The 23,601-nt window shown below is 65.2% G+C and carries 21 protein-coding genes; 9 read left to right on the forward strand and 12 right to left on the reverse strand.

The features are described from left to right. Positions 1 to 30: 30 nt before the first annotated feature. Positions 31 to 927, reverse strand: coding sequence for an NAD kinase (locus QCE83_RS01760; protein WP_309807261.1), 897 nt, complete (start codon positions 925 to 927; stop codon positions 31 to 33). Positions 928 to 1,181: 254 nt separating this feature from the next. On the opposite strand from QCE83_RS01760, the gene hrcA reads away from it, so the two are divergent. From hrcA to QCE83_RS01775, 3 genes are all read left to right on the forward strand, one after another. Then, positions 1,182 to 2,198 (forward strand): heat-inducible transcriptional repressor HrcA, encoded by a 1,017-nt coding sequence (gene hrcA / locus QCE83_RS01765; protein ID WP_309807262.1) that lies wholly within the window; start codon positions 1,182 to 1,184, stop codon positions 2,196 to 2,198. Between the two features lie 144 nt (positions 2,199 to 2,342). Further along, positions 2,343 to 3,410 carry a ferrochelatase gene (gene hemH, locus QCE83_RS01770; protein WP_309807264.1) on the forward strand — a complete coding sequence of 356 codons (1,068 nt, stop codon included), beginning with the start codon at positions 2,343 to 2,345 and terminating at the stop codon, positions 3,408 to 3,410. 25 nt (positions 3,411 to 3,435) lie between these two features. Next, positions 3,436 to 3,843, forward strand: coding sequence for an RNA-binding S4 domain-containing protein (locus QCE83_RS01775; protein ID WP_309807265.1), 408 nt, complete (start codon positions 3,436 to 3,438; stop codon positions 3,841 to 3,843). Here QCE83_RS01775 and QCE83_RS01780 read toward each other — a convergent pair. After that, the gene (locus tag QCE83_RS01780; protein ID WP_309807266.1) at positions 3,815 to 3,976 is read right to left on the reverse strand and encodes a hypothetical protein; all 162 of its coding nucleotides are present in this window, start codon (positions 3,974 to 3,976) and stop codon (positions 3,815 to 3,817) included. The genes QCE83_RS01775 and QCE83_RS01780 overlap by 29 nt on opposite strands. Positions 3,977 to 4,374: 398 nt before the next feature. On the opposite strand from QCE83_RS01780, the gene grpE reads away from it, so the two are divergent. From grpE to pabB, 4 genes are all read left to right on the forward strand, one after another. After that, complete coding sequence (gene grpE / locus QCE83_RS01785) at positions 4,375 to 4,983, forward strand: nucleotide exchange factor GrpE (protein WP_309807267.1); 609 nt, start codon at positions 4,375 to 4,377, stop codon at positions 4,981 to 4,983. Positions 4,984 to 5,300: 317 nt separating this feature from the next. Further along, on the forward strand, positions 5,301 to 7,259 hold the full coding sequence (gene dnaK / locus QCE83_RS01790; protein ID WP_309807268.1) for a molecular chaperone DnaK: 1,959 nt from the start codon (positions 5,301 to 5,303) through the stop codon (positions 7,257 to 7,259). A gap of 247 nt (positions 7,260 to 7,506) precedes the next feature. Then, complete coding sequence (gene dnaJ / locus QCE83_RS01795) at positions 7,507 to 8,649, forward strand: molecular chaperone DnaJ (protein ID WP_309807269.1); 1,143 nt, start codon at positions 7,507 to 7,509, stop codon at positions 8,647 to 8,649. A gap of 28 nt (positions 8,650 to 8,677) precedes the next feature. Continuing rightward, the gene (gene pabB / locus QCE83_RS01800; protein WP_309807270.1) at positions 8,678 to 10,477 is read left to right on the forward strand and encodes an aminodeoxychorismate synthase component I; all 1,800 of its coding nucleotides are present in this window, start codon (positions 8,678 to 8,680) and stop codon (positions 10,475 to 10,477) included. Between the two features lie 24 nt (positions 10,478 to 10,501). Here the strand turns inward: pabB and dgoD are convergent, their stop codons facing one another. Continuing rightward, on the reverse strand, positions 10,502 to 11,650 hold the full coding sequence (gene dgoD, locus QCE83_RS01805) for a galactonate dehydratase (protein ID WP_309807271.1): 1,149 nt from the start codon (positions 11,648 to 11,650) through the stop codon (positions 10,502 to 10,504). A gap of 103 nt (positions 11,651 to 11,753) precedes the next feature. On the opposite strand from dgoD, the gene QCE83_RS01810 reads away from it, so the two are divergent. Beyond that, a complete protein-coding gene (locus QCE83_RS01810) occupies positions 11,754 to 12,470 on the forward strand; it encodes a FadR/GntR family transcriptional regulator (protein ID WP_404984700.1) in 717 nt (238 codons plus the stop codon). 6 nt (positions 12,471 to 12,476) lie between these two features. On the opposite strand, the gene QCE83_RS01815 is transcribed toward QCE83_RS01810, so the two are convergent. After that, positions 12,477 to 13,337 carry an MBL fold metallo-hydrolase gene (locus QCE83_RS01815; protein WP_309807272.1) on the reverse strand — a complete coding sequence of 287 codons (861 nt, stop codon included), beginning with the start codon at positions 13,335 to 13,337 and terminating at the stop codon, positions 12,477 to 12,479. A 188-nt stretch (positions 13,338 to 13,525) separates the two neighbouring features. On the opposite strand from QCE83_RS01815, the gene QCE83_RS01820 reads away from it, so the two are divergent. Next, positions 13,526 to 14,539 carry a DedA family protein/thiosulfate sulfurtransferase GlpE gene (locus QCE83_RS01820; protein ID WP_309807273.1) on the forward strand — a complete coding sequence of 338 codons (1,014 nt, stop codon included), beginning with the start codon at positions 13,526 to 13,528 and terminating at the stop codon, positions 14,537 to 14,539. A gap of 12 nt (positions 14,540 to 14,551) precedes the next feature. Here QCE83_RS01820 and QCE83_RS01825 read toward each other — a convergent pair whose 3' ends face one another. The 8 genes from QCE83_RS01825 to lnt all read right to left on the reverse strand — a co-directional run bounded on the left by QCE83_RS01825 (position 14,552) and on the right by lnt (position 23,600). Further along, on the reverse strand, positions 14,552 to 15,484 hold the full coding sequence (locus QCE83_RS01825; RefSeq protein ID WP_309807274.1) for a DMT family transporter: 933 nt from the start codon (positions 15,482 to 15,484) through the stop codon (positions 14,552 to 14,554). Between the two features lie 183 nt (positions 15,485 to 15,667). Beyond that, entirely contained in the window at positions 15,668 to 16,054 is a 387-nt protein-coding gene (gene gloA / locus QCE83_RS01830; protein WP_309807275.1) for a lactoylglutathione lyase, read from the reverse strand. Between the two features lie 134 nt (positions 16,055 to 16,188). Beyond that, positions 16,189 to 17,106: a SprT family zinc-dependent metalloprotease gene (locus QCE83_RS01835; RefSeq protein ID WP_309811383.1), complete on the reverse strand. Its 918-nt coding sequence runs from the start codon at positions 17,104 to 17,106 to the stop codon at positions 16,189 to 16,191. Positions 17,107 to 17,188: 82 nt separating this feature from the next. Further along, the gene (locus QCE83_RS01840) at positions 17,189 to 17,962 is read right to left on the reverse strand and encodes a lysophospholipid acyltransferase family protein (protein WP_309807276.1); all 774 of its coding nucleotides are present in this window, start codon (positions 17,960 to 17,962) and stop codon (positions 17,189 to 17,191) included. Positions 17,963 to 17,988: 26 nt separating this feature from the next. Then, the gene (gene gmhB, locus QCE83_RS01845) at positions 17,989 to 18,546 is read right to left on the reverse strand and encodes a D-glycero-beta-D-manno-heptose 1,7-bisphosphate 7-phosphatase (protein ID WP_309807277.1); all 558 of its coding nucleotides are present in this window, start codon (positions 18,544 to 18,546) and stop codon (positions 17,989 to 17,991) included. Between the two features lie 21 nt (positions 18,547 to 18,567). Continuing rightward, entirely contained in the window at positions 18,568 to 20,667 is a 2,100-nt protein-coding gene (glyS, locus tag QCE83_RS01850) for a glycine--tRNA ligase subunit beta (protein ID WP_309807278.1), read from the reverse strand. 17 nt (positions 20,668 to 20,684) lie between these two features. Continuing rightward, on the reverse strand, positions 20,685 to 21,713 hold the full coding sequence (gene glyQ / locus QCE83_RS01855; RefSeq protein WP_309807279.1) for a glycine--tRNA ligase subunit alpha: 1,029 nt from the start codon (positions 21,711 to 21,713) through the stop codon (positions 20,685 to 20,687). Positions 21,714 to 21,926: 213 nt separating this feature from the next. Beyond that, positions 21,927 to 23,600: an apolipoprotein N-acyltransferase gene (gene lnt, locus QCE83_RS01860; protein WP_309807280.1), complete on the reverse strand. Its 1,674-nt coding sequence runs from the start codon at positions 23,598 to 23,600 to the stop codon at positions 21,927 to 21,929. Between the last annotated feature and the right edge of the window lies 1 nt (position 23,601).

Genomic DNA, 23,601 nt, shown 5'->3' on the forward strand with positions numbered 1-23,601 from the left:
GCTTCGCGGAAGAGGGTCGGGCGAATCGGATCAGAGAGGGGAGGTGTCCTGCGACGGATGCTCGTTCCAGTGCAGCTTCTTGCGCAGCGTCGCGTAGGTGCTGTAGCCGACCGGATGCAGCACCGGCACCGTATGCTTCGAGCGGCGGACCTCGATGGCGTCGTTGAGCTCGACGGCGGTGAAGGACTGCATGTCGAAATTCACGTTCACGTCCCGCCCGCCGATGATCTGGATGGTGACCTTGGAGTCGTCGGGCAGCACGATCGGACGGTTCGACAGCGAATGCGGCGCGATCGGCACGAGCACGAAGCCTTGCAGCTGCGGATGCAGGATCGGTCCCGCCGACGACAGCGCGTAGGCCGTCGAGCCGGTGGGCGTGGCGACGATCAGCCCGTCCGAACGCTGGTTGTACATGAAGTGCCCGTCCACCGAGACGCGCAACTCGGCCATGCCGGAAAAGCCGCTGCGATTCACCACGACGTCATTGAAGGCGAGCGCGTGATAGATGGGCTTGTCGTTGCGCACGATGCGCGCTTCGAGCAGGGTGCGTTCCTCGCGCTCGAACTGCCCGGCGAGCATTTGCGGGATGATCTCGCTCATTTCCTTGAGCGGAATGTCCGTGATGAAGCCGAGGCGCCCGTGATTCACGCCGATGAGCGGCGTCCTGTACGGCGCGAGCTGCCGGCCGATGCCGAGCATGGTGCCGTCGCCGCCGAGCACGATGGCGACGTCCGCGCGGGCGCCCATCTCGGCGATGGAGAGCGCCGGGAACTCCGTCACGCCGACCTCCTTCGCGGTGCCCGCCTCGAACACGACTTCGAAGCCTTGCTGCGCGAGGACATCGGCGAGCGCTCGCAGCGGCGGCTCGATGCCTGGCGTATTGGGGCGCCCGACGAGGGCGACCGTCTTGAATTGACCGATTTCCATGCCGGCATTACACCATAGTCAGTGAGCGAAAAGAACCGTGGGTCCTGCGCCGCAAGCGCTCGCACGGGCCGGCGACGAGTGTGCGCGACAGGTGCGCGAGCAAGCCCATTGTTTCTCGCTAGAATGGAGCGGACGTTGAACGCGATGCACTGCGCCGCTCATGGAACGCCAACCCGCTGCCATTTCCTGACCCGTGAGCCCGACCCGTGAGCCGCGGCGCGCCGCCACCCGACTCGTTGAGCTAAAATCCGGCCATGCTAGACCCACGTGCACAAACCCTCCTCAAGACGCTGATCGAGCGCTACATCGCCGAAGGTCAGCCGGTCGGTTCGCGCACGTTATCACGGCACTCCGGCCTGGAGCTGAGCCCCGCAACAATCCGCAATGTGATGTCGGACCTCGAGGACCTGGGCCTCGTGGCGAGTCCGCATACCTCGGCGGGACGCATTCCGACGCCGCGCGGCTACCGCCTGTTCGTCGACACGATGCTGACTGTGGAAGCGCCGCAAGACGAAGCGATGACAACCGCGGTGAAGACCCGCTTGCAGGGCGAGGAACCGCAAAAGATTGTCGCGGCCGCGGCGAGCGTGCTGTCCAGCCTGTCTTCGTTCGCGGGTGTCGTGCTGACGCCGCGCCGCAGCCACATGTTCAAGCAGATCGAGTTCATGCGGCTGTCGGACAAACGCATTCTGCTCATCATCGTGACGCCCGAGGGCGACGTGCAGAATCGCATGATGGCGACCCAGCGCGATTACTCGCCGTCCCAGCTCACCGAAGCCTCCAACTACATCAACGCGCATTTCGCGGGCCTGTCCTTCGACGAGGTGCGCCGCCGCCTGCGCGAGGAAATCGACCAGCTGCGCGGCGACATGACCACGCTGATGCAGGCCGCCGTGGTGGCGACCACCACCGAGACGGACCCGATGGACACCGTGCTCATTTCCGGCGAGCGCAACCTGCTGGAAGTGGCCGACCTCTCCTCCGACATGGCGCGGCTGCGCAAGCTCTTCGACCTGTTCGACCAGAAGACCTCGCTGCTGCAACTGCTCGATGTGTCCAGCCACGCGCAGGGCGTGCAGATCTTCATTGGCGGCGAATCGAACCTGGTGCCCATCGAGGAAATGAGCGTGGTCACCGCGCCGTACGAAGTGAACGGGAAAATCGTGGGCACGCTCGGCGTGATCGGCCCGACGCGCATGGCCTACAACCGCGTGATCCCGATCGTGGATATCACCGCGCGGCTGCTCTCGATGTCGCTCAGTCATCAGTGACGTCCTCAGTGACGTCCTCGTTGCGCTCATCTTGACGGGTGTCGACGGGCGGCGCCACTCGGCCATTCGGCCGATGATGCGGCCGAAAGCGCGCCGCTATAATGGTCCTCACCTTTTAGCCACCGCCTCCGGCCCGCCTGCCCTATGCGTTTCGACCTCGAGTTGCCCTCGCAGCCCAGCGCTTCTCATCGCGTCGCGGTGCTGCTGATCAATCTCGGCACGCCGGACGCGCCCACGCCGCGGGCCGTGCGCAAGTATCTGGCGCAGTTCCTGTCGGACCCGCGCGTGGTGGAGATTCCGTCGCTGGTCTGGCAAATCATCCTGCGCCTGTTGATCCTGCCGCTGCGCGGGCGCGCCTCGGCCCGCAAGTACGCGCAGGTGTGGATGCCGGAAGGCTCGCCGCTGCGCGTGCATACCGAGAAGCAGGTGGAAGGATTGCGGCGGCTGTTCGCGGCGAACGACTATCGCGTGATCGTGGACTATGCAATGCGCTACGGCACGCCCGGCATCGGCGCCATGCTGAATCAGCTCAAGCTCGAAGGCGCGGAGCGCATCCTGCTTCTGCCCATGTATCCGCAGTATTCGTCCTCCACCACGGCCACCGCCTTCGACGACGCCTTTACCGCCCTGAAGCGCGTGCGCAACCAGCCCGAGATCCGCACGGTGCGCCATTACGCGGATCATCCCGCGTATATCGCCGCGCTCGCCGAGCAGGTGCGCGACTACTGGCGGCATCACGGCGCGCCGGATTTCGCGGCCGGCGACAAACTGGTGCTGAGCTTCCACGGCGTGCCCAAGCGCACCATGGACCTCGGCGATCCGTATCACGACCAGTGCCAGCAGACCGGCTCGCTGCTCACCGCCGCGCTCGGGCTCACGCCGGTCGAGTGCCGCGTGACCTTCCAGTCGCGCTTCGGCCGCGCGGAGTGGCTGCAGCCCTACACCGCGCCCACGCTCGCGGAACTGGGTGCGGGCGGCGTGACGCGCGTCGACGTGTTTTGCCCCGGTTTCACGGCGGATTGTCTGGAGACCATCGAGGAAATCGGTATCGAGGTGCGCGACGAGTTCCTGAAGGCCGGCGGCAAGCACTTTCACCGGATTCCCTGCCTGAACGCGTCGCCTGCGTGGATCAAGGGCATCGGCGAAATCGCGGCGCAGCATCTGCAAGGCTGGCCCGTGCAGGCCCCGCAGCCGCTCAGCGCGGTTGCGTGAATCCGGCTTCAACCAGCATGCAGCGATGAACTACAAGATATCGACGGAACCCGGCGCGCGCCTGCGCATCGACAAATGGCTGTGGGCGGCACGCTTCTTCAAGACGCGTTCGCTCGCGAGCGACGCGGTGGAGAAGGGCCGCGTGAAGATCGGCGGCGCGGGCGTGAAGCCGTCGAAGGAAGTGCGCGTGGGCGATCTCGTCGAGATCGATATCGAGCGCATTGTCTGGCAGGTCGAGGTGCTGGGCGTGTGCGACGTGCGCGGTCCGGCCAGCGTGGCGCAGACGCTTTATGCCGAGACAGAGGACGGACGCGCGCAGCGCATGGCCGAAGCCGAACGGCGCCGGACCTTCCGCGAGCCGGCCGCCCAGTTGCAGGGCAGGCCGACCAAGCGCGACCGGCGCGTCATCGACAAACTTTCTGGTTCGGATTGAAGTAGCGTTCCATGGTGGCGTGAACGCCGCCGTATTCGGTGGTGCGGTCGGTGACCGCGCCTGACATGCAGATGGTGGTTGTGCCCGCGACGAGTACCAGGGCGACCACCGCGATAGCAAAGGTCAGTTTCATGGTACCCCCGGTAATGGGTTTCCCCGGCCGCGAGGCACATGCAGGCGTATGCGGGCGCATGCAGGCACTACGGGGCAGGGTCAGGAAACGGGCAAAGGCTGAAGCGGGTTTGAAGCATTCGTAGGATTAGGGTTAACGTGCGTCCTGCGGGTGCTTCTCTGGAGTGTAGGAGACCGAGGGCTTTCCCTCAATCTCATTCTGCGCGGTGCGGCAAAACGCGCGTTACCACTCGTTTCAGGCGTCAGCGCTTCGTCTGCGCGCTGAAATTCGTCCGAAAAGTTCGTTGCGGCGGCTTGAAAATCCCCCTGACGCCCCAACTTCCGCGGCTAGTGCAGAAAACAGCGCCAATGCGCCGTTTTCTCATCCGATTCAACTCACAGCAATACACATTCAGCGACATGGAAAACACGCAAGAGAATTCAGCGAGCCAGAACCCCACGCCCGCCGACGAAACCGCGCGCCAGGCCGCCGATGCCACTCCTGGCCAGCCCGCAGCCGAAACGGCGCAGTCCGCACAGCCCAACGCAGCGTCTGCCGCGCAGCCCGCGCCGGACGCGGCCGATGCCGCGCTCGCCGAGGCGCAGGCCACCATCGTCGCGCTGAAAGAAGACTTTCTGCGCGCGAAGGCGGAGACGGAAAACGTCCGCCGCCGCAGCCAGGAAGATGTGTCGAAGGCGCATAAATTCGCGATCGAAAGCTTCGCGGAGAACCTGCTGCCGGTGCTGGACAGCCTGGAAGCCGCGCTGGCCGACCAGTCGAGCGATCTCGCCAAGGTGCGCGAGGGCGTCGAACTGACGCTCAAGCAGCTCACGGGCGCGCTCGAAAAGGGCCGCGTCGTGGCGTTGAATCCGGTCGGCGAGAAGTTCGATCCGCATCGTCATCAGGCCATTTCGATGGTGCCCGCCGAGCAGGATGCCAACACGGTCGTGTCGGTGCTGCAGAAGGGTTATGTGATCGCCGACCGCGTGCTGCGTCCGGCGCTCGTGACCGTCGCGGCCCCGAAGTAAGGCGCGCTCACGTTACGCATGAGTTACGCATGAGTCGCGCCTGAGCGATCCGGCCGGCGCGGCGGCGCGGGCTGGACGGTGCGTCCGTCCAGTTGCCGCGCAAGCCGCAAGCCGCCGGCCGCTTCGCAAAAAAACTATAGACCGCATCGGTTTCAGGGTCTTGAAATCGAAACTGGCGCACTTATCTTGCGTACAGGTATGAATTTTGGGCGTTCGGCCCGGTAAATCGGCGAATGAGCCGGCGACAGCCGCCGGCATCAGGCGATCCAACTGGCCGCCGCAACGCCACTGCGATCAAAGCTAGGAGAGGATAAAAAATGGGCAAAATCATTGGCATCGACCTCGGCACCACGAATTCGTGCGTGGCGCTGATGGAAGGCAATCAGGTCAAGGTCATCGAGAACTCGGAAGGCGCGCGCACCACGCCGTCGATCATCGCGTATCTCGACGACAACGAAATTCTCGTCGGCGCGCCGGCGAAACGTCAGTCGGTCACCAATCCGCGCAACACGCTGTACGCGGTCAAGCGCCTGATCGGCCGCCGTTTCGAAGAGAAGGAAGTGCAGAAGGACATCAACCTGATGCCCTACAAGATCGTCAAGCACGACAACGGCGACGCATGGGTCGAAGCGCACGGCAAGAATCTCGCGCCATCGCAGGTGTCCGCGGAAGTGCTGCGCAAGATGAAGAAGACCGCTGAAGACTACCTCGGCGAGCCGGTGACGGAAGCCGTCATCACGGTTCCGGCGTACTTCAACGACAGCCAGCGTCAGGCTACCAAGGACGCGGGCCGCATCGCCGGCCTGGAAGTCAAGCGCATCATCAACGAACCGACGGCAGCCGCGCTCGCCTTCGGTCTCGACAAGGCCGAAAAGGGCGACCGCAAGATCGCCGTGTTCGACCTGGGCGGCGGCACGTTCGACATCTCCATCATCGAAATCGCGGACGTGGACGGCGAGAAGCAGTTCGAAGTGCTCTCCACCAACGGCGACACGTTCCTCGGCGGTGAAGACTTCGACCAGCGCATCATCGACTACATCATCGGCGAGTTCAAGAAAGAGCAGGGCGTCGACCTCTCGAAGGACGTGCTCGCGCTGCAACGCCTGAAGGAAGCGGCTGAAAAGGCCAAGATCGAACTGTCGTCCACGGCGCAGACCGACATCAACCTGCCGTACATCACGGCAGACGCGTCGGGTCCGAAGCACTTGAACCTCAAGTTCACCCGCGCCAAGCTCGAAGCGCTCGTCGAAGAGCTGATCGAGCGCACGATCGAACCGTGCCGCATTGCCATCAAGGATGCGGGCGTGAAGGTCGGCGAAATCGACGACGTGATCCTGGTCGGCGGCATGACGCGCATGCCGAAGGTGCAGGAAAAGGTGAAGGAGTTCTTCGGCAAGGATCCGCGCCGTGACGTGAACCCGGACGAAGCCGTGGCGGTTGGCGCTGCGATTCAAGGCCAGGTGCTGTCGGGCGACCGCAAGGACGTGCTGCTGCTCGACGTCACGCCGCTTTCGCTGGGCATCGAAACGCTCGGCGGCGTCATGACGAAGATGATCAACAAGAACACCACGATCCCGACGAAGCACGCGCAAGTGTATTCGACGGCGGATGACAACCAGGGCGCCGTGACCATCAAGGTGTTCCAGGGCGAGCGTGAAATGGCCGCGGGCAACAAGCTGCTCGGCGAATTCAATCTCGAAGGCATTCCGCCGGCGCCGCGCGGCACGCCGCAGATCGAAGTGACCTTCGACATCGACGCGAACGGCATCCTGCACGTCGGCGCGAAGGACAAGGCAACCGGCAAGGAAAACAAGATCACCATCAAGGCGAACTCGGGCCTGACGGACGCTGAAATCGACAAGATGGTGAAGGACGCCGAAGCCAACGCCGACGAAGACCGCAAGCTGCGCGAACTGGCCGACGTCCGCAACCAGGGCGACGCTCTGGTCCACAGCACGAAGAAGGCCGTTGCCGAATACGGCGACAAGGTGGACGCGTCGGAGAAGGAAAAGATCGAAGCCGCGTTGAAGGACCTTGAAGACGCGCTGAAGGACAGCGCAAGCGACAAGGCCGCGCTCGAGGCGAAGGTCGAGGCGCTGGCTACGGCATCGCAGAAGCTCGGCGAAAAGATGTACGCCGACATGCAGGCGCAGCAAGGCGCCGCGGGTGCGGCAGCCGGAGCGGCGGGTGCAGCGGGCGCGTCGGCGGATGCGGGCGCGAGCCAGCAGCACGACGACGTCGTCGACGCCGACTTCAAGGAAGTCAAGAAGGACTAAGCCGCAAGGGCGCGTGGATGGCAACGTCCCGCGCCCGCGGTGGTTTGACCGGGACGCGGGACGCGTCTGACGTGTAACGCGCCTGGCGGGCCTTGCGGCTCCCCGGGCACGTTGTTTTTTCAGCGTGTCATGCTCGAGGGCCTTATTCGGCGCGTTCGGGCACGGCGCGAAAGTTTCAAAGCGCGGGCCTTGGCGGTCCGGGCATCTGACAGGAACTGCCGCTTCAGCGCGGCGGCATTGAACCGATATGGCGAAACGGGATTACTACGAGGTTCTGGGCGTCGCGAAAAACGCGAGCGACGACGAGATCAAGAAGGCATATCGCAAGCTCGCGATGAAGTATCACCCTGACCGCAATCCGGACAACAAGAAGTCGGAAGAGAGTTTCAAGGAGGTCAAAGAGGCCTACGAAATGCTCTCCGACCAGCAGAAGCGCGCCGCCTATGACCAGTACGGCCATGCGGGCGTGGATCCGAACATGGCGGGCGCGGGTGCGCAGGGCTTCGGCGGCTTCGCGGATGCCTTCGGCGACATCTTCGGCGACATCTTCGGTCAGGCCGCGGGCGGCGGCGCAGGCGGCGCCCGTGGGCGCGGCGGCCCGCAGGTGTATCGCGGCGCGGACTTGCGCTACAGCATGGAAATCACGCTGGAGCAGGCGGCGCACGGCTACGACACGCAGATCCGCGTGCCGAGCTGGGCCAACTGCAACGTCTGCCACGGCTCGGGCGCGAAGCCGGGCACCAAGCCCGAAACCTGCCCGACCTGTCATGGCCAGGGCCAGGTGCGCATGTCGCAGGGCTTTTTCAGCATCCAGCAGACGTGCCCGAAGTGCCACGGCACCGGCACGTATGTCCCCGAGCCGTGCACGAACTGTCACGGCCAGGGCAAGGTGAAGGAAACCAAGACGCTGGAAGTGAAGATTCCGGCGGGCATCGACGACGGCATGCGCATCCGTTCGGCAGGCAACGGCGAACCGGGCATCAACGGCGGGCCGAGCGGCGACCTGTATGTGGAAATCCACATCAAGCAGCACTCGGTGTTCGAGCGCGACGGCGACGACCTCCATTGCCAGATGCCCATTCCGTTCACCACGGCGGCATTGGGCGGCGAGATCGAAGTGCCTACACTGGCCGGACGCGCCAGCTTCACGGTGCCGGAAGGCACGCAGTCGGGCAAGACGTTCCGTCTGCGCGGCAAGGGCATCAAGGGTTTGCGTTCAAGCATTGCGGGCGATCTCTACGTGCACGTGCAGGTGGAAACGCCGGTCAAGCTCACGGACCAGCAACGCGATCTGCTGCGGCAGTTCGAGAAGTCGCTGGTGGAAGGCGGCGCGCGGCATAGCCCGCAAAGCAAGAGCTGGTTCGACCGTGTGAAGAGCTTCTTTGACTGATGCGATCGACGGACGCGCGAGCACTGTCATGAAGACTGAGGAGCGCAGCGCGGTATTCGCGCTGCTCGATGATCACGGCTCGACCGCCCAACGGCGGTCGAGCCGTTTATACACGAATTTAGCGCACGAACGCACGTGTGTGGACCCGCTTGCGCTTGACACGGTGTGCGGCGAAATCGAACGGGATCTGCAAGCGGGACTGCATGCGGTGGTCGTTGCGGATTACGAGTTCGGTCGCGATCTGCAATTCAAACGCAGCGACCGTAGCGAAGATCACGCCTTGCGGGTGTTGATGTTCCGCACCTGCCAGCCTCTTTCGCGCGATGAAGCGAGCGCGTGGCTCGCGTCGCAGGACGCCGGGAGCGCGCAGCCTTCGGTAGCGGGCATCGCGGACATCGAGCCGAGCGTCACGCGCGCCGAGTTCGATAGCGCCGTCGCCGCCGTGCAGCAGGCCTTGCGCGAAGGCGAGTCCTATCAGATCAACTACACGTTTCGCCTGAATTTCGACGTATTCGGTTCGCCGCTCGCGCTGTACCGGCGTCTGCGCGAGCGCCAGGCCGTGCACTATGGCGCGTTGATCGCGCTGCCGGACGGCAGATCGGTGGTGTCGTGTTCGCCGGAACTGTTCTTCGAGAAACGGGGCGACCAGCTGCGCACGCGGCCGATGAAAGGCACCGCGCCGCGCGACACCCCTCCGGACGCACTCAGCAACGACCCGAAGAATCGCGCCGAGAACGTGATGATCGTCGACTTGCTGCGCAACGACATGTCGCGCGTCGCGGTCACGGGTTCGGTGCACGTGCCGGCCTTGTTTTCCGTCGAGCCCTATGGGTCCCTGTGGCAGATGACCTCGACCATCGAGGCCCGCGCGATTCCCGGCACGAGCTTCGCCGGCCTGATGCGCGCGCTGTTTCCATGCGGCTCGATCACCGGGGCGCCGAAGTATCGGACGATGCAGTTGATCGACGAAATCGAGACTTCGCCGCGCGGCCTCTACACCGGCGCGATCGGCTGGCTCGATGCCAACGGCGACTGCCGTCTGTCGGTCGCGATCCGTACGCTCGTCGTCGATGCCGCAGAGCGGCGCGGCGTGCTGGGCATCGGCGCGGGCATCGTGCTCGACAGCGTCGCCGCGGACGAACACCGGGAGTGCCTGTTGAAAGCCCATTTCCTCACCGGCGCGGATCCGGGTTTCGAACTCTTCGAAACGACGTACGCGACCCGCGTCGATGGCATCCGTCATTACGCCCGGCATATCGCGCGCTTGCAACGCAGTGCGGCCAGCCTGGGTTTCCCGTTCGACGAGGCCGCACTGACCGCGCATGTCGCGCAGCACTGCGCCGGCTTCGATGAGAACACGCCGTACCGCTTGCGAATCGCACTCGACAAGAGCGGGCAGTTCGCGCTCACGAGCGCGCCGCTCGGCAGCCTTCCTGAACCCGGCGTCGCCGTGCTGCTTGCGTCGGAGCGTGGCTTTGCGCCGCGCGCGTCGGCCGATCCGCTGTTGCGCCACAAGACCACGCACCGGGCCGACTACGACCGCGCGTGGAAGGCCGCCGAAGCGGAAGGCGCGTTCGACATGCTGTTCTGCAACGAACGCGGCGAGCTGACCGAAGGCGGCCGGACCAGCGTGTTCGCGCGGTTCGATGGCGAGTGGTGGACGCCGCCCATCCATGCAGGCGTCCTGCCGGGCGTGATGCGCGCGGTGTTGATGGAAGAACTCGGCGCGGTTGAACGCACGCTGAAGCCAGCGGACCTGGACCGCGCCGAAGCGCTGCTCGTGAGTAACGCGCTGCGCGGCGCGTTAGAGGCGACGCTCAAACACTGACGCCGCCCCCTCACAGCAAGAGGATCACCACTCGGCCACGCTGCCATCCGCATGACGCCACACGGGGTTGCGCCAGCGATGGCCGACCTTTGCCATCTCGCGCACCTTCTCCTCGTTCACCTCGATCCCGAGGCCCGGTCCCTGCGGAATCGACACCATGCCGTCTTCGTACTTGAAGACTTCAGGATTCTTGATGTAGTCGAGCAGGTCGTTGCCCTTGTTGTAGTGAATGCCGAGGCTCTGTTCCTGAATGAACGCGTTGTAGCTGACGGCGTCGATCTGCAGGCAGGTCGCGAGCGCGATCGGCCCGAGCGGACAATGAAGCGCGAGTGCGACATCGTAGGCTTCGGCCATCGTCGCGATCTTGCGGCATTCGCTGAGACCGCCCGCGTGCGACGCGTCCGGCTGGATGATGTCCACGTAACCGCCGGCCAGGATGTGCTTGAAGTCCCAGCGCGAATAGAGCCGCTCGCCGAGCGCGATCGGCGTGCTGGTCTGGCTGACGATGTCGCGCAGCGCCTCGACGTTCTCCGACAGCACCGGCTCCTCGATGAACATCAGCTTGTACGGGTCGAGCTCCTTCGCGAGCACCTTGGCCATCGGCTTGTGCACGCGGCCGTGAAAGTCCACGCCGATGCCCACGTTCGGACCCACCGCCTCGCGCACGGCGCGCACGTTGTCGATCACGCCCTGCACCTTGTCGAAGGTGTCGATGATCTGCAGTTCTTCCGAGCCATTCATCTTCACGGCCTTGAAGCCGCGTTCGACCACGGCGCGCGCGTTGTTCGCGACGTCGCTCGGACGATCGCCGCCGATCCACGAGTACACCTTGATCCGGTCGCGCACCTGGCCGCCGAGCAGCGCATGCACCGGCACGCCGTGAAACTTGCCCAGAATGTCCCACAGCGCCTGATCGACGCCCGCGATCGCGCTCATGCCAATCGGCCCGCCGCGATAGAAGCCCGAGCGATACATCACCTGCCACAGGTCCTCGATATGACGCGGATCCTTGCCCACCAGATAGTCCGACAGTTCGTCGACGGCGGCGGCCACCGTATGCGCGCGGCCTTCGACGACGGGTTCACCCCAGCCGGTGATGCCTTCGTCGGTTTCGATCTTGAGGAAGCACCAGCGCGGCGGAACGATGAAGGTCTCGAGTTTCGTGATTTTCATAGAGCGTCTCCAGGGGGATTCCGCATGGTAGCAAAAAGCGTGTGAGTGAGCATATTAATAGTATTATTCAGAGACAGCGCAAATCTGTTGGCACATCAGACAAATACCGGATAATCCTGCCAGAACTCAATCGGAGGCCATCATTCATCGAGATCTGCATGGCCGCGTCGCCCATGAACTGGGGTTGGCGATTCTGCGCGGCGATATCGCGCCCGGGGCAGCCTTGCCGCGCGAGGCGGAATTGATGGAGCGCTTCGACGTCAGCCGCACGGTGCTGCGCGAGGCCTTGCGCACGCTGACATCGAAAGGGCTGGTCGAGTCGCGGCCCAAGGTGGGCACGCGCGTGCGGGCAAGACATGCGTGGAACCTGCTCGATACCGACATGCTCGACTGGTATTCGCGCGTGGCGCCGCCGCTCCAGTTCGCGCTCAAGCTGCAGGAAATGCGCGAGATGATCGAGCCGTACGCGGCCGCGCTCGCCGCCGACAACCACGACGACGACACCCTCGCGTGTCTCTCGCGCGCGCACCAGGCCATGGCCGACGCGCAGAACATGGACGAGTGGGTTCGTGCCGACCTCGAATTTCACCTGTGCGTGCTGGCGGCATGCAGCAACGAGTTGCTGATTCCGCTCGGCGCGCTGATCGAGCGGACCCTCGAAGGTCAGCTGCGGCTCAACGCGAAACGGGCGGATGTGTACAACGCGTCGCTCGCGGAACATACCGCCGTGTTCGATGCGATCGTCGCCCGCGATGCCGCCGCCGCCCGCCGCGCAATGGCGGATCTGCTCGGCGTGACGCGCGGACGGATCGAGGCCTGAGCGCGCTCAGAAGGTATTGAGCGGAAGCTTGAGATAGGTCGTGCCGTTGCCAGAAGGATCCGGGAATCGGCCGGCGCGAATGTTGACCTGAATCGCGGGAATGAAGAGCGTCGGCATGCCGAGCGTCGCGTCGCGGGCCTCGCGCATCGCGACGAACTCCGCCTCGCTCTTGCCGCCGCCCACATGAATATTGCGTTCGCGCTGCTCGCGCACGGTCGCCTGCCAATGGGCGGCGCGTGATTCGGGCGGATAGTCGTGGCAGACGAATAGCGGCGTGTCGGGCGGCAGCGCCAGCAGGCGTCCGATCGAGCCATACAGCGTGCGCGCGTCGCCGCCCGGGAAATCGCAGCGCGCGGTGCCGGCGTCCGGCATGAAGAGCGTATCGCCGACGAATACCGAATCGCCGATCCGGTACGCCATGTCGGCGGGGGTATGGCCGGGCACGAAGAGCGCATCGGCGGCCAGCTCGCCGATGGCGAAGCGCTCGCCGTCACTGAACAGATGGTCGAACTGGGAGCCGTCGAGCCGGAAGGCGGGCTCGAGATCGAAGATCTTCCTGAACACGTGCTGCACGGTCCGGATGGATTCGCCGATGCCGATCTTCCCGCCGAGCCGCCGCTTCAGATACGGCGCGGCCGACAGATGATCGGCGTGCGCATGGGTTTCGAGAATCCACTCGACGGCGAGCCGCTGCGCACGCACGAAAGCGATGACGGCATCGGCGGAGCGGGTCGAGGTGCGGGCGGCCTTCGGGTCGTAGTCGAGCACGGAATCGATGATCGCCGCCGCGGAACCGGGCCGCTCGAACACCACATAGGTCATGGTGCCTGTGGCGTCGTCGTGGAAGGGCTGAATGATCGGTTGCATGACGATGCTCCCTGTTCCCTTGCATGGCGTTTCATTGCCCGCATATATACGGTTCTGCCGATGCTGACAGACCCATTGGGCGGGTTTGCCGGGATCGGGATAAAGTGTAACCCTTTGCGCCGTCGCCGCTCATCGCGTCATTTGTCGCGTCACGTGTCGCGCAAGCAGAAGCTTCTTCGAGAAACCAAATGCCGCACGTCCCGACCTCGCTTGCAACGTCGTGGGGCGCGTGGGCCGTCTTCGTCAGCGTCCTCGCGACGCAACTCGGCGTGCCGGTCCCCGCCGCGCCGATGCTCATCCTGGCTGGCACGCTCGTCGCCTCCGGCGCGGCGTCGTTCTGGCAAATGCTGCTGGCCGCGGTGCTCGCGGTGCTGATCGCCGATTCCCTGTGGTTCGCCGCCGGCCGTCTGTATGGCCGGCGCTTCCTCAACTCGCTGGTGCGCTTCTCCCTGTCGATCGACTCGACGCTGCGCACCGCGCGCCGCTGGTTCGAGCGCTTCGGCGTGCCGCTGCTCGCGGTGTCGAAGTTCGTGCCGGGGCTCGGGCTCGTGTCCGCGCCGCTGCTCGGCACCACGCAGATCGAAATCCGCGTGTTCGTGCTGTGGGATCTGATCGGCGCGACCGCGTGGGCGAGTTTCTGGATGCTCGGCGGCGCGGCGCTGCAGGAGCAGATCGGCCGGCTCATCCTGCTGGTGCGCGCCAACGGCACGACGGTCATCGACATCCTGGCGATGTTCGCGCTCGGCTTCCTGCTGTATCGCTGGATCCGGCGCGTGCAGTTCCGTCAGTGGCTCGAGAAGTATCACATCACGCCCGGCCAGCTCGACGAGATGATGCGCTCCGCCATACCGCCCGTTATCTACGACGCGCGTCCGCCGGAAGTGCGTCGCAAGGAGCCGTACCGGATCGCCGGGGCCGTCGCGCTGGATCTGGATTCACCGGACCGCGTCGATCAGCTCTATGCGGAGCACGAGGTGGTCGTGTACTGCGTGTGTCCGAACGAGGCGACGGCGAAGGTCATCGCCCGGCAGTTGCGCGACAAGGGCTTCCGGCATGTGCGGCCCTTGAAGGGCGGGCTGGACGCGTGGGAGAAACACGGCTATCCCGTCGAGCCGATCCCCGCCGAACACCTGCACCTGCCCGCCGATCGCGACGATATCGATCACGACATGGTGACGATCCGCGCTACCGCGCCGGAGTGAGCCGGCGCTTCGTCAGGTGCGGCGCCGCGGCGTCCGGTTCACCAGCGCGATGCCGGCGAGCACCATCGCGGCGGCGGTCATGAACCGCACGCTGACGTGCTCGCCCAGCAGCAGCACGGCAAAGCCGACGCCGAAGATCGGCGTGAGAAAAGAGAACACGGACAAGCGCGACGCCAGATAGCGTGTCAGCAGCCAGAACCAGGTCAGATAGCTGATGAACGAGACGATCACCGCCTGGTACGCGAGACTCGCGAGGGCGAGCGGCGACACCTCGTTCACCTGCGTCTGTCCCGCGCCCACCGCCAGCGCAAGCAACAGTACCGCCGACACCGCCAACTGATAGAACAGCGTCTTGCTCGCGCTCGCATGCGACAGCGAGGACGCGCGAATCAGCACCGTCGTCGCGGCCCACAGGATGCCGCCGAGCACGCCGAGCGCATCGCCCGCGACGCCTTGCATGACGGACGCGCCCTGCGGATGACCGTGCAGGAAGCCGTCCGCGAACGCGAGCGCAATGCCGCAAAACGCCAGGACGATGCCGCTCCACTGGGCGCGCGCAAGCTTCTCGCCCGCCACGAACCAGTGCAGGCCGAGCGCGGTGAAGCACGGCGCGATGTACAGGAACACGGCCATGCGCGTGGCATTGGTGAGGCTCAGGCCGAAGAAGATGCAGACGAACTCGCCGCCGAACAACAGCCCGGCGAGCAGGCCGGCGGTCAGGGTGTCATCGCGCGTGAAGATCGGCACGCCGCGCGTGCGGGTCCAGATCCACAGCAGCAGGGTGCCGATCAGCGAACGGATGCCGGCCTGCAACAGCGGCGGAATCGACGCGTTCGCTTCCTTGATCGCGACTTGCTGGAAACCCCACGCGCCGCACAGCGCGATCATCGTGATGACGGCGGTGACGTCCAGCGGGCGACGCGCGGTGAAGGAAGGGGTGCTCATCGGCGGGTTTGGTGGCGTAGGTGCATACGGCCGGCGCGAAACGCGCATCGGTCATGCACTGATTTGGAGCGTCGATTGTGCCAGCGAACGGGCAAGACAACGGAAAGGCCGGGACGTGCCCGTGGAGATTGGGCGCGGAAGGCGCGTCGCAGCGAACGTGCGGCGCGTGGGGTCATGCCTGCATCAGGAATGCTTTTCGATCAGTTCGACCTTGTAGCCGTCCGGATCTTCGACGAACGCAATCACGGTTGTGCCGCCCTTCACGGGACCGGCTTCGCGCGTGACCTTGCCGCCTGCCTGGCGGATGCGCTCGCAGGCATCGGCGGCGCTGTCGACTTCCAGCGCGATATGGCCATACGCCGTGCCCATGTCGTACTTCTCGGTGCCCCAGTTGTAGGTGAGTTCGAGCACGCTGTTCTCGCTTTCGGGACCGTAGCCGACGAAGGCGAGCGTGTACTTGTACTCGGTGTTTTCGCTTTGACGCAGCACGTGCATGCCGAGAATGCGCGTGTAGAAATCGATCGAACGCTGCAGGTCGCCGACGCGCAGCATCGTGTGAAGGAGTCGCATGATGGGGTTCCTGTTGTGGGGGAGATGCCCGCGCGGCGCGATTTGTAGCGATTGTGTCCGGGCGGGGCCCGGTGCGCCTGCGGCGGGGATGCGGATGAAATTGTACCGTCGGCGCCGCGGCCTTGCCGGAGCCCTCAGAGCGCCGGCAGCAGGTCCGGCGGATGATGCTTGAGCGTGTGCCGCGCTTCGCGGAACTCCGGGAAGATCGACTCGACCGTCTGCCAGAAACGCGGGCTATGGTTCATCTCGCGCAGATGCGCGAGTTCGTGCGCGACCACGTAGTCGATGATCGACAGCGGAAAATGAATCAGCCGCCAGTTGAGGCGGATCTTGCCGTCGCTCGAACAACTGCCCCAGCGCGTCGCCGCCGAGGACAGCGCATACGCGCGATACTCGACGCCAAGCTTCGCCGCATACACCACGAGCCGTTCCCCGAAGATGCGCTTCGCTTCCGATTGCAGCCAGCCCTGCACGCGATCCTTGATCTGCTGAGCATCCGCGTTCGCGGGCAGCGGCAGCGAGAGCAGGCTCGTCGCGTCATCGAAGGACAGCGACGCGGCCGCACCGAGCGCCACGCGGATGGTCTTGCCGAGATAAGGAAACTGCGCGCCGTCCTTCCATTCGATACGCGGCAGCGCACGCTGCTCGACCCGTGTCTGCCATTCGGTGAGCTTGTTGACGATCCAGGTTTGCTTGTCGAGGATCGCGGTTTCGATATCGGCGATCGTCACCCAGCGCGGCGCCGTGATGGCGAGACCGGTGCCGTCGATGCAGAAGCCGATCGTGCGCCGCGACGAGCGCTTCAGCCGGTAATCGAGCGTGCCTGCCTTCAGCGTGATGCGGCGCAGACGCACGCCTTCGGGCAGCGGCGCGGGCGGTGCGCTTGGTGTGAGGACGGGCGCCGGTTCGGCATGCGGAATGTCGCCGCGCAGCGGCGCGGGACCGCTGGCGGGCGGCGCGCCGGAATAGGCGGGCGCATGCTCGAACGGGAGATCGAGTTGCAGGGTATCGAGCGCGACGGCGGGACGCTGCCGCGATGGGGGCTTCTGCATCGGTTCGGCTTTGCGCTCGCGGCGCAGGAATGACGAGAAGAACGAATAGGGCACGCCGCGGCTCGACCTGATGCCCGGCCGCTCAGCGGCCTGCGCCCGCGGCGCCGGCTCGACCCGGCGGTGCGTACGGCGCGGTGTAGGCGTGCGGATCGATGCGGCGCATTTCAGTTTCGATCCAGCTTTCGACACGCACGTTGACTTCTTCGGGCGTGAGACCGGCGGTGTCGATAGGCTTGCCAATCGACACCGTGACTATACCCGGATATTTGATGAACGAATGGCGCGGCCAGACCCGTCCGGCGTTATGCGCGATCGGCACGACCGGTGCGCCCGTCGCCACCGCGAAGCGCGCGCCGCCGGTCTTGTACTTGCCCTGGCTGCCCGTGCGTATGCGCGTGCCTTCGGGAAACATGATGACCCACGCGCCTTCGTCCATGCGCGCACGGCCCTGGCGCGTCACCGACGTGAAGGCGTCGCGGCCCTGCTTGCGATCGATATGCACCATCTTCAACAGTCCCAGCGCCCAGCCGAAGAACGGCACATAAAGCAGTTCGCGCTTGAAGACGTAGCAGAGCGGGCGCGGCATCAGCGCGGGGAACGCGAGCGTCTCCCACGCGGACTGATGCTTCGAGAGCAGCACGGCCGGACCGGCTGGCAGATTCTCCATGCCTTCGATCGTATAGCGGATACCAATCAGATGACGCAGCACGACGATGGTCGACTTGCACCATCCGGCGGCCATCCAGTAACGGCGGTCAGCGCGCATGAACGGAAACGCGATGAAACAGGCGGTCGCGTACGGCACCGTGTACACGATGAAATAGATCAACAGCAACAACGAACGGATGAAGCGCATGGAGTCTCTGTAATACGAACGGCGGGTCAGTCGTGATGCCGTGCAATCAGGTCGAGCGCAAACGCGCGCAGGTCCTTGTGAACGACGGTGCCTTCCGGCAGATTGCCTTCCTTGAGGGTTTTCTCGCCCTTGCCGGTCAGCACGAGATGCACGGGAAAGCCGAGCGTCTCGCCGGCCTGGAGATCGCGCAGCGAATCGCCGACGAGCGGCGTGTCTTCCGGATCGATCTCGAACCGGTCGATGATCTGCTGCAGCATGCCGGGCTTCGGCTTGCGGCAGTCGCACTGGTCTTCGGCGGTATGCGGGCAGAAGAACACGGCGTCGATCCGGCCGCCTACGGCCGCTGCGGCGCGGTTCATCTTCTGATGCATCGCGTTGAGCGCGGCCATGTCGAACAGGCCGCGTCCGATGCCCGACTGGTTCGAGGCGATGGCCACGCGATACCCCGCCTGGTTCAGCCGCGCGATGGCTTCAAGACTGCCGGGAATGGCGACCCATTCGTCCGGCGACTTGATGTACGCGTCGGAATCGACGTTGATGACGCCGTCGCGATCCAGCACCACCAGTTTCTTGTTCACGCCCATGGTGCGTCCTTTTTACTCTCTTCAGGCCGCGAGCTTGGAGATGTCCGCGACGCAGTTCATCTGCTGATGCAGCGCATGGAGCAACGCCAGGCGATTGTTGCGCAAAGCCGGATCTTCCGCGTTCACCATGACGTCGTTGAAGAAGGTGTCCACCGCTTCGCGCAGCGCGGCGAGCGCTGTCAGCGCTTCGGTGTAGTTGCGCGCGGCGAGCGTGCTCTGGACGCGCGGCGTCACTTGTTCGATCTGCGCGTACAGATTCTTTTCCGCCGCTTCGACCAGCAGCGCCGGGTTCACCGCGCCAGGCGCGCCCTGTTCCGACTTCTTCAGGATGTTCGAGATGCGCTTGTTGGCCGCGGCAAGCGCTGCGGCTTCCGGCAGCGCGGCGAACTCGCGCACGGCGTCGAGGCGTGCGACGATGTCGTCGAGACGCGTCGGGTTCAGGCTCAGCACCGCTTCGATGTCGTTGGCTTCGAAACCGCGTTCGCGCAGCAGGCCGCGCAGACGGTCGAGGAAGAACGCGTACACGGCTTCCTGCGAATCCGCGACGTGCGGCATGTTCGCGAACTGGCGCTGCGCGGCGGCGACGAGTTCGCGCAGGTCGACGGGCAGCTTCTTCTCGAGCAGGATGCGCAGCACGCCCAGCGCGTGACGGCGCAACGCGAACGGATCCTTCTCGCCGGTTGGCGCGAGACCGATGCCCCAGATGCCGACGATCGTCTCCAGCTTGTCCGCGAGCGCGACCGCGGCGCCCACGCCGGTGGACGGCGTGTCGTCGCCGGAGAAACGCGGCTGATAGTGCTCGGAGCACGCGAGCGCGACTTCTTCCGGCTCGCCGTCGTGGCGCGCGTAGTACGTGCCCATCGTGCCCTGCAGTTCCGGAAACTCGCCGACCATGTCGGTCAGCAGGTCGGCCTTCGCGAGCCGCGCGGCGCGGCGCGTCAGCGCGGCATCGACGCCGACCATCGGCGCGATCTCGCCGGCCAGCGACTCGAGGCGCTCGACGCGTTGCAAGGTGGAACCGAGCTTGTTGTGATAGACGACGTTCGCCAGCAGCGGCACGCGGTCTTCGAGACGTTTCTTCTTGTCCTGCGTGAAGAAGAACTTCGCGTCGGCGAGACGCGGACGCACGACGCGCTCATTCCCTTCGACGATCTCGCCCGGCGTCTTCGTATCGATGTTCGACACGATCAGGAAGCGCGAGCGCAGGCGGCCATTCTGGTCGGTGAGCGCGAAGTACTTCTGGTTCGTCTGCATCGTGAGGATCAGGCATTCCTGCGGCACTTGCAGGAACTCCTCGTCGAAGCGGCATTCGTAGACCACCGGCCATTCGACCAGCGCGTTCACTTCGTCGAGCAGTGCTTCGGGCATCACGACGCGGTCTTCACCCGCGAACGCCTGCAACTGCGTGCGGATGGATTCGCGGCGGTCGTCGAAGTTCGCGACCACGCGGCCCTTCGTGCGCAGTGTCTCGGCGTAGTCGTCGGCGTGCGTGATGGCCACCAGGCCTTCCGACATGAAGCGATGCCCGAGCGTCGTGTCGCCGGCATCGATGCCCAGCGCGCTGACCGGCACCGCCTCGCGGCCGTGCAGCGCGATCAGGCGCTGCACCGGACGCACGAACTGCACGCTGGTGCCGTCCGGGCGCTGATAGGTCATGAGCTTCGGAATCGGCAGCTTGCCGAGGGTTTCGTCGAGCGCGGCCTGCAGGCCTTCGCTCAGGGTCGCGCCGGGTGCGGCGTAACGCAGGAAGAAGGCTTCAGCCTTGCCGTCCTGCGCGCGTTCGAGATCGGCGAGCGGGAAGTCGGGGAAGCCGAGCGCCGCCAGCTTCTTCGCGAGCGGCGGCGTGGGATTGCCTTCCTTGTCGAGCGCGACCGTCACGGGCAGCACTTTCTCGCGCACCTGTTTTTCCGGCGCGACATCGCGCACGTTGCGGATCAGCACCGCGAGACGACGCGGCGTCGCGTATTTCTCGAACTCAGGCGTGCCGTCGATCAGATCGCGCGCGGCGAGACGCTCCACGATGCCATCGGCGAAAGCGGTGCCGAGACGCGCGAGCGCTTTCGGCGGAAGTTCCTCGGTCAGCAGTTCGACGAGCAGGGAAGCGTGATTGGATTGCGTCATTGTTCTGTCGAGCCTCGTCAAACCTGTTCGTTGTTGCTGCGTTCGCCCGGCGGCGTGCTTTCCGGCTTGAGCGGCGGCGTCCAGGCGGGACGCTGCGCTTCCTGTTCGTCGGTGACGAGGTCGCGGTCGCCCTTCACCGGATTGCCGAGCATCGGGAAGCCGAGCGCCTCGCGCGACTCGTAGTAAGCCTGGGCGACGAGACGCGACAGCGCGCGAATCCGGCCGATATACGCCGCGCGTTCCGTCACAGAAATCGCGCCGCGCGCGTCGAGCAGATTGAAGGTGTGGCCGGCCTTCAGCACGAGTTCGTACGCCGGCAGCGCGAGCTTCGCCTCGATCATCTTCTTCGCTTCTTCCTCGTAGCTCTTGAAGAAGGTGAAGAGCAGATCGACGTTCGCGTGCTCGAAGTTATAGGTGGACTGTTCGACTTCGTTCTGGTGATACACGTCGCCGTAAGTCAGGCGGCGCAGCACCTTGCCGCTCGGGCCGTCTTCTTCCCACTCGGTCCAGACCAGGTCGTACACGTTCTCGACCTTCTGCAGATACATCGCGAGACGTTCGAGACCGTAGGTGATTTCGCCCAGCACCGGCTTGCAGTCGATGCCGCCCGCCTGCTGGAAATACGTGAACTGCGTCACTTCCATGCCGTTGAGCCACACTTCCCAGCCGAGGCCCCAGGCGCCGAGCGTCGGGTTTTCCCAGTCATCCTCGACGAAGCGCACGTCGTTCTGCTTCAGGTCGAAGCCGAGCGCTTCGAGCGAGCCGAGGTACAGATCGAGGATGTCTTCCGGCGCCGGCTTGAGCACGACCTGATACTGGTAGTAGTGCTGCAGGCGGTTGGGGTTCTCGCCGTAGCGGCCGTCCTTCGGGCGGCGCGAGGGCTGGACATAGGCGGCACGCCATGGTTCGGGACCGATCGCGCGCAGGAACGTGTGGACGTGCGAGGTGCCCGCGCCGACTTCCATGTCGATCGGCTGGAGCAGCGCGCAACCCTTCTCGTTCCAGTAGGACTGCAGCGTCAGAATGATTTGCTGGAAAGTGAGCATGATTGCCTTGTGCGGGGCGCGGCCATCGTCGTGAAGACGCGATTCAGTGAACCGGCCGAAGCGCTAAAACATTGAATTTTATCCGAACGGGGAACGGGTGCGGCTTTTTGGCCGGCCCGTGTCCCGGGGAAGCAAGTGTGCAGGCCACGTGGTGCGGCCTTCGGGCGGGCGCGTGCGGGGGTGCGCGTTCGGGGGTGCGCGTTCGGGGATGCGTTAAGGACGCCTGCGGCTCGGCGCGAACGCGAAGCCGAATGCGAGCAGGATCAGCGAGACGGCGATCACCGTCATGTTGCCGCTCGTCACGTAGGGCGTGCTGCCGGAGGTGCCTTGCACGGTCGTTTCGAGCACGCCGGTGGTGAAGACCGGCAGCTTCGACACGATATCGCCATTGGCCGCGATCGCCGCCGTCATGCCGGTGTTGGTGGCGCGCAGCATCGGCCGGCCGGTTTCGATCGAGCGCATGCGGGCAATCTGCAAATGCTGGTCGAGCGCGATGGTGTTGCCGAACCACGCGAGGTTCGTCGAGTTCACGAGAATGCCCGCGGGCGTTTCCTGTTCGCGGATGGTGCGCGCGATTTCCTCGCCGAAGATGTCCTCGTAGCAGATGTCGACGGCGACCGGCTGGTTGTGCACGATGAAGGCCTTCTGCGCGATCGGGCCGCGCGCGAGATCGCCGAGCGGGATGCCCATCAGGCGCACGAACCAGTGGAAGCCGTAGGGCACGAATTCGCCGAAGGGCACGAGGTGATGCTTGTCGTAGCGATAGACGCCGTTCACGCGCGGCGTGACGCCGAACAGGCTGTTGGTGTAGTCGGTCGCGCGGCCGTCGGGCAGGATCGTGACGCCGATCGCGCCGAACAGGATCGACGAGTTGGTGGTGTCGGCGAAATTGCGGATGGCCACGGCGAAGTCCTGCGGAATCTGCACCGACAGCACCGGCAGCGCGGTTTCCGGCGTGACGATCAGATCGGCGGGCTTCTCGGTGATGAGACGCTTGTAGAGCGCGAGCGATTCATCGACGCCGGCCTGCTCGAACTTCATTTCCTGCTTCACGTTGCCTTGCAGCAGACGCACGGTGAGCGGCGCGTTGGCGGGCGTGGTCCATTGCACGAGCGACAGCAGCATGCCCGCCGCCAGCAGCGCGACGGCCACGACCGCCGGGATCAGCGCACGCGCGCCCAGACCCGTGCGGCGCCAGTGATGAATGGCCTGCACGGCCAGCGCGGCAAACAGCGCGAGCACCCATCCGACGCCATACACGCCGACGACCGAGCCGAAGCCCTTCAGCGGACCATCGACCTGCGCATAGCCGCTCGCGAGCCACGGGAAGCCGGTGAACACGAGGCCGCGCAGCCATTCGCCCAGCGCCCAGGCGCTCGCGAAGGCGAACGCGCCGTGCCAGGTCGGCGCATGGCGTGGCGAGGCGTCGATGTCGCGCGCGGTGGCGGCGTCTTCATCGCCGAAGCGGGCCCGGCCCGCGACCAGCGACCAGACCACGCTCGACAGCGCCGGATACACGGCGAGATACAGCGAGAACAGCGCGACGGCTGCCGCAGCGAGCGGCGCGGCCATGCCGCCATAGACGTGCATGCTGACGTACAGCCACCACACGCCCGTGACGAAGTTGCCGAAGCCGAACGCCCAGCCGGTCATGGCTGCGCTGCGCCAGCCGCGGGTGCGCGTGAGCCACGCGAAGAACAGCGCGAAGATGACGAGTTCGAGCCAGCCGCCATGCGGCGTCGGCGCGAACGAGAGCGTGTTCGCCGCGCCGAGCACGGCGGCGGCGAAGTAATGCCAGAAGGGCAGGGCGCGCGGCGCTTCGGCGGCTGCCGGCGTCACGGATGCGTTGCGCTTGCGGGACAGGAGGCGGGACGATGAATCGGCCATT

Origin of the sequence: Caballeronia sp. LZ034LL, from assembly GCF_031451215.1 — a bacterium.
Classification (GTDB): Bacteria; Pseudomonadota; Gammaproteobacteria; order Burkholderiales; family Burkholderiaceae; genus Caballeronia.

What these genes read in the sequence shown, in the direction of transcription:
- hrcA (WP_309807262.1), top strand. Translation starts at nt 1,182, where the DNA reads ATGCTAGACCCACGTGCACAAACCCTCCTCAAGACGCTGATCGAGCGC.
- QCE83_RS01820 (WP_309807273.1), top strand. Translation starts at nt 13,526, where the DNA reads ATGCCGCACGTCCCGACCTCGCTTGCAACGTCGTGGGGCGCGTGGGCC.
- hemH (WP_309807264.1), top strand. Translation starts at nt 2,343, where the DNA reads ATGCGTTTCGACCTCGAGTTGCCCTCGCAGCCCAGCGCTTCTCATCGC.
- gloA (WP_309807275.1), bottom strand. Translation starts at nt 16,054, where the DNA reads ATGCGACTCCTTCACACGATGCTGCGCGTCGGCGACCTGCAGCGTTCG.
- pabB (WP_309807270.1), top strand. Translation starts at nt 8,678, where the DNA reads ATGAAGACTGAGGAGCGCAGCGCGGTATTCGCGCTGCTCGATGATCAC.
- QCE83_RS01815 (WP_309807272.1), bottom strand. Translation starts at nt 13,337, where the DNA reads ATGCAACCGATCATTCAGCCCTTCCACGACGACGCCACAGGCACCATG.
- QCE83_RS01840 (WP_309807276.1), bottom strand. Translation starts at nt 17,962, where the DNA reads ATGCGCTTCATCCGTTCGTTGTTGCTGTTGATCTATTTCATCGTGTAC.
- QCE83_RS01775 (WP_309807265.1), top strand. Translation starts at nt 3,436, where the DNA reads ATGAACTACAAGATATCGACGGAACCCGGCGCGCGCCTGCGCATCGAC.
- dnaJ (WP_309807269.1), top strand. Translation starts at nt 7,507, where the DNA reads ATGGCGAAACGGGATTACTACGAGGTTCTGGGCGTCGCGAAAAACGCG.
- dgoD (WP_309807271.1), bottom strand. Translation starts at nt 11,650, where the DNA reads ATGAAAATCACGAAACTCGAGACCTTCATCGTTCCGCCGCGCTGGTGC.
- gmhB (WP_309807277.1), bottom strand. Translation starts at nt 18,546, where the DNA reads ATGGGCGTGAACAAGAAACTGGTGGTGCTGGATCGCGACGGCGTCATC.
- QCE83_RS01835 (WP_309811383.1), bottom strand. Translation starts at nt 17,106, where the DNA reads ATGCAGAAGCCCCCATCGCGGCAGCGTCCCGCCGTCGCGCTCGATACC.
- QCE83_RS01780 (WP_309807266.1), bottom strand. Translation starts at nt 3,976, where the DNA reads ATGAAACTGACCTTTGCTATCGCGGTGGTCGCCCTGGTACTCGTCGCG.
- glyS (WP_309807278.1), bottom strand. Translation starts at nt 20,667, where the DNA reads ATGACGCAATCCAATCACGCTTCCCTGCTCGTCGAACTGCTGACCGAG.
- QCE83_RS01825 (WP_309807274.1), bottom strand. Translation starts at nt 15,484, where the DNA reads ATGAGCACCCCTTCCTTCACCGCGCGTCGCCCGCTGGACGTCACCGCC.
- glyQ (WP_309807279.1), bottom strand. Translation starts at nt 21,713, where the DNA reads ATGCTCACTTTCCAGCAAATCATTCTGACGCTGCAGTCCTACTGGAAC.
- lnt (WP_309807280.1), bottom strand. Translation starts at nt 23,600, where the DNA reads ATGGCCGATTCATCGTCCCGCCTCCTGTCCCGCAAGCGCAACGCATCC.
- dnaK (WP_309807268.1), top strand. Translation starts at nt 5,301, where the DNA reads ATGGGCAAAATCATTGGCATCGACCTCGGCACCACGAATTCGTGCGTG.
- QCE83_RS01760 (WP_309807261.1), bottom strand. Translation starts at nt 927, where the DNA reads ATGGAAATCGGTCAATTCAAGACGGTCGCCCTCGTCGGGCGCCCCAAT.
- grpE (WP_309807267.1), top strand. Translation starts at nt 4,375, where the DNA reads ATGGAAAACACGCAAGAGAATTCAGCGAGCCAGAACCCCACGCCCGCC.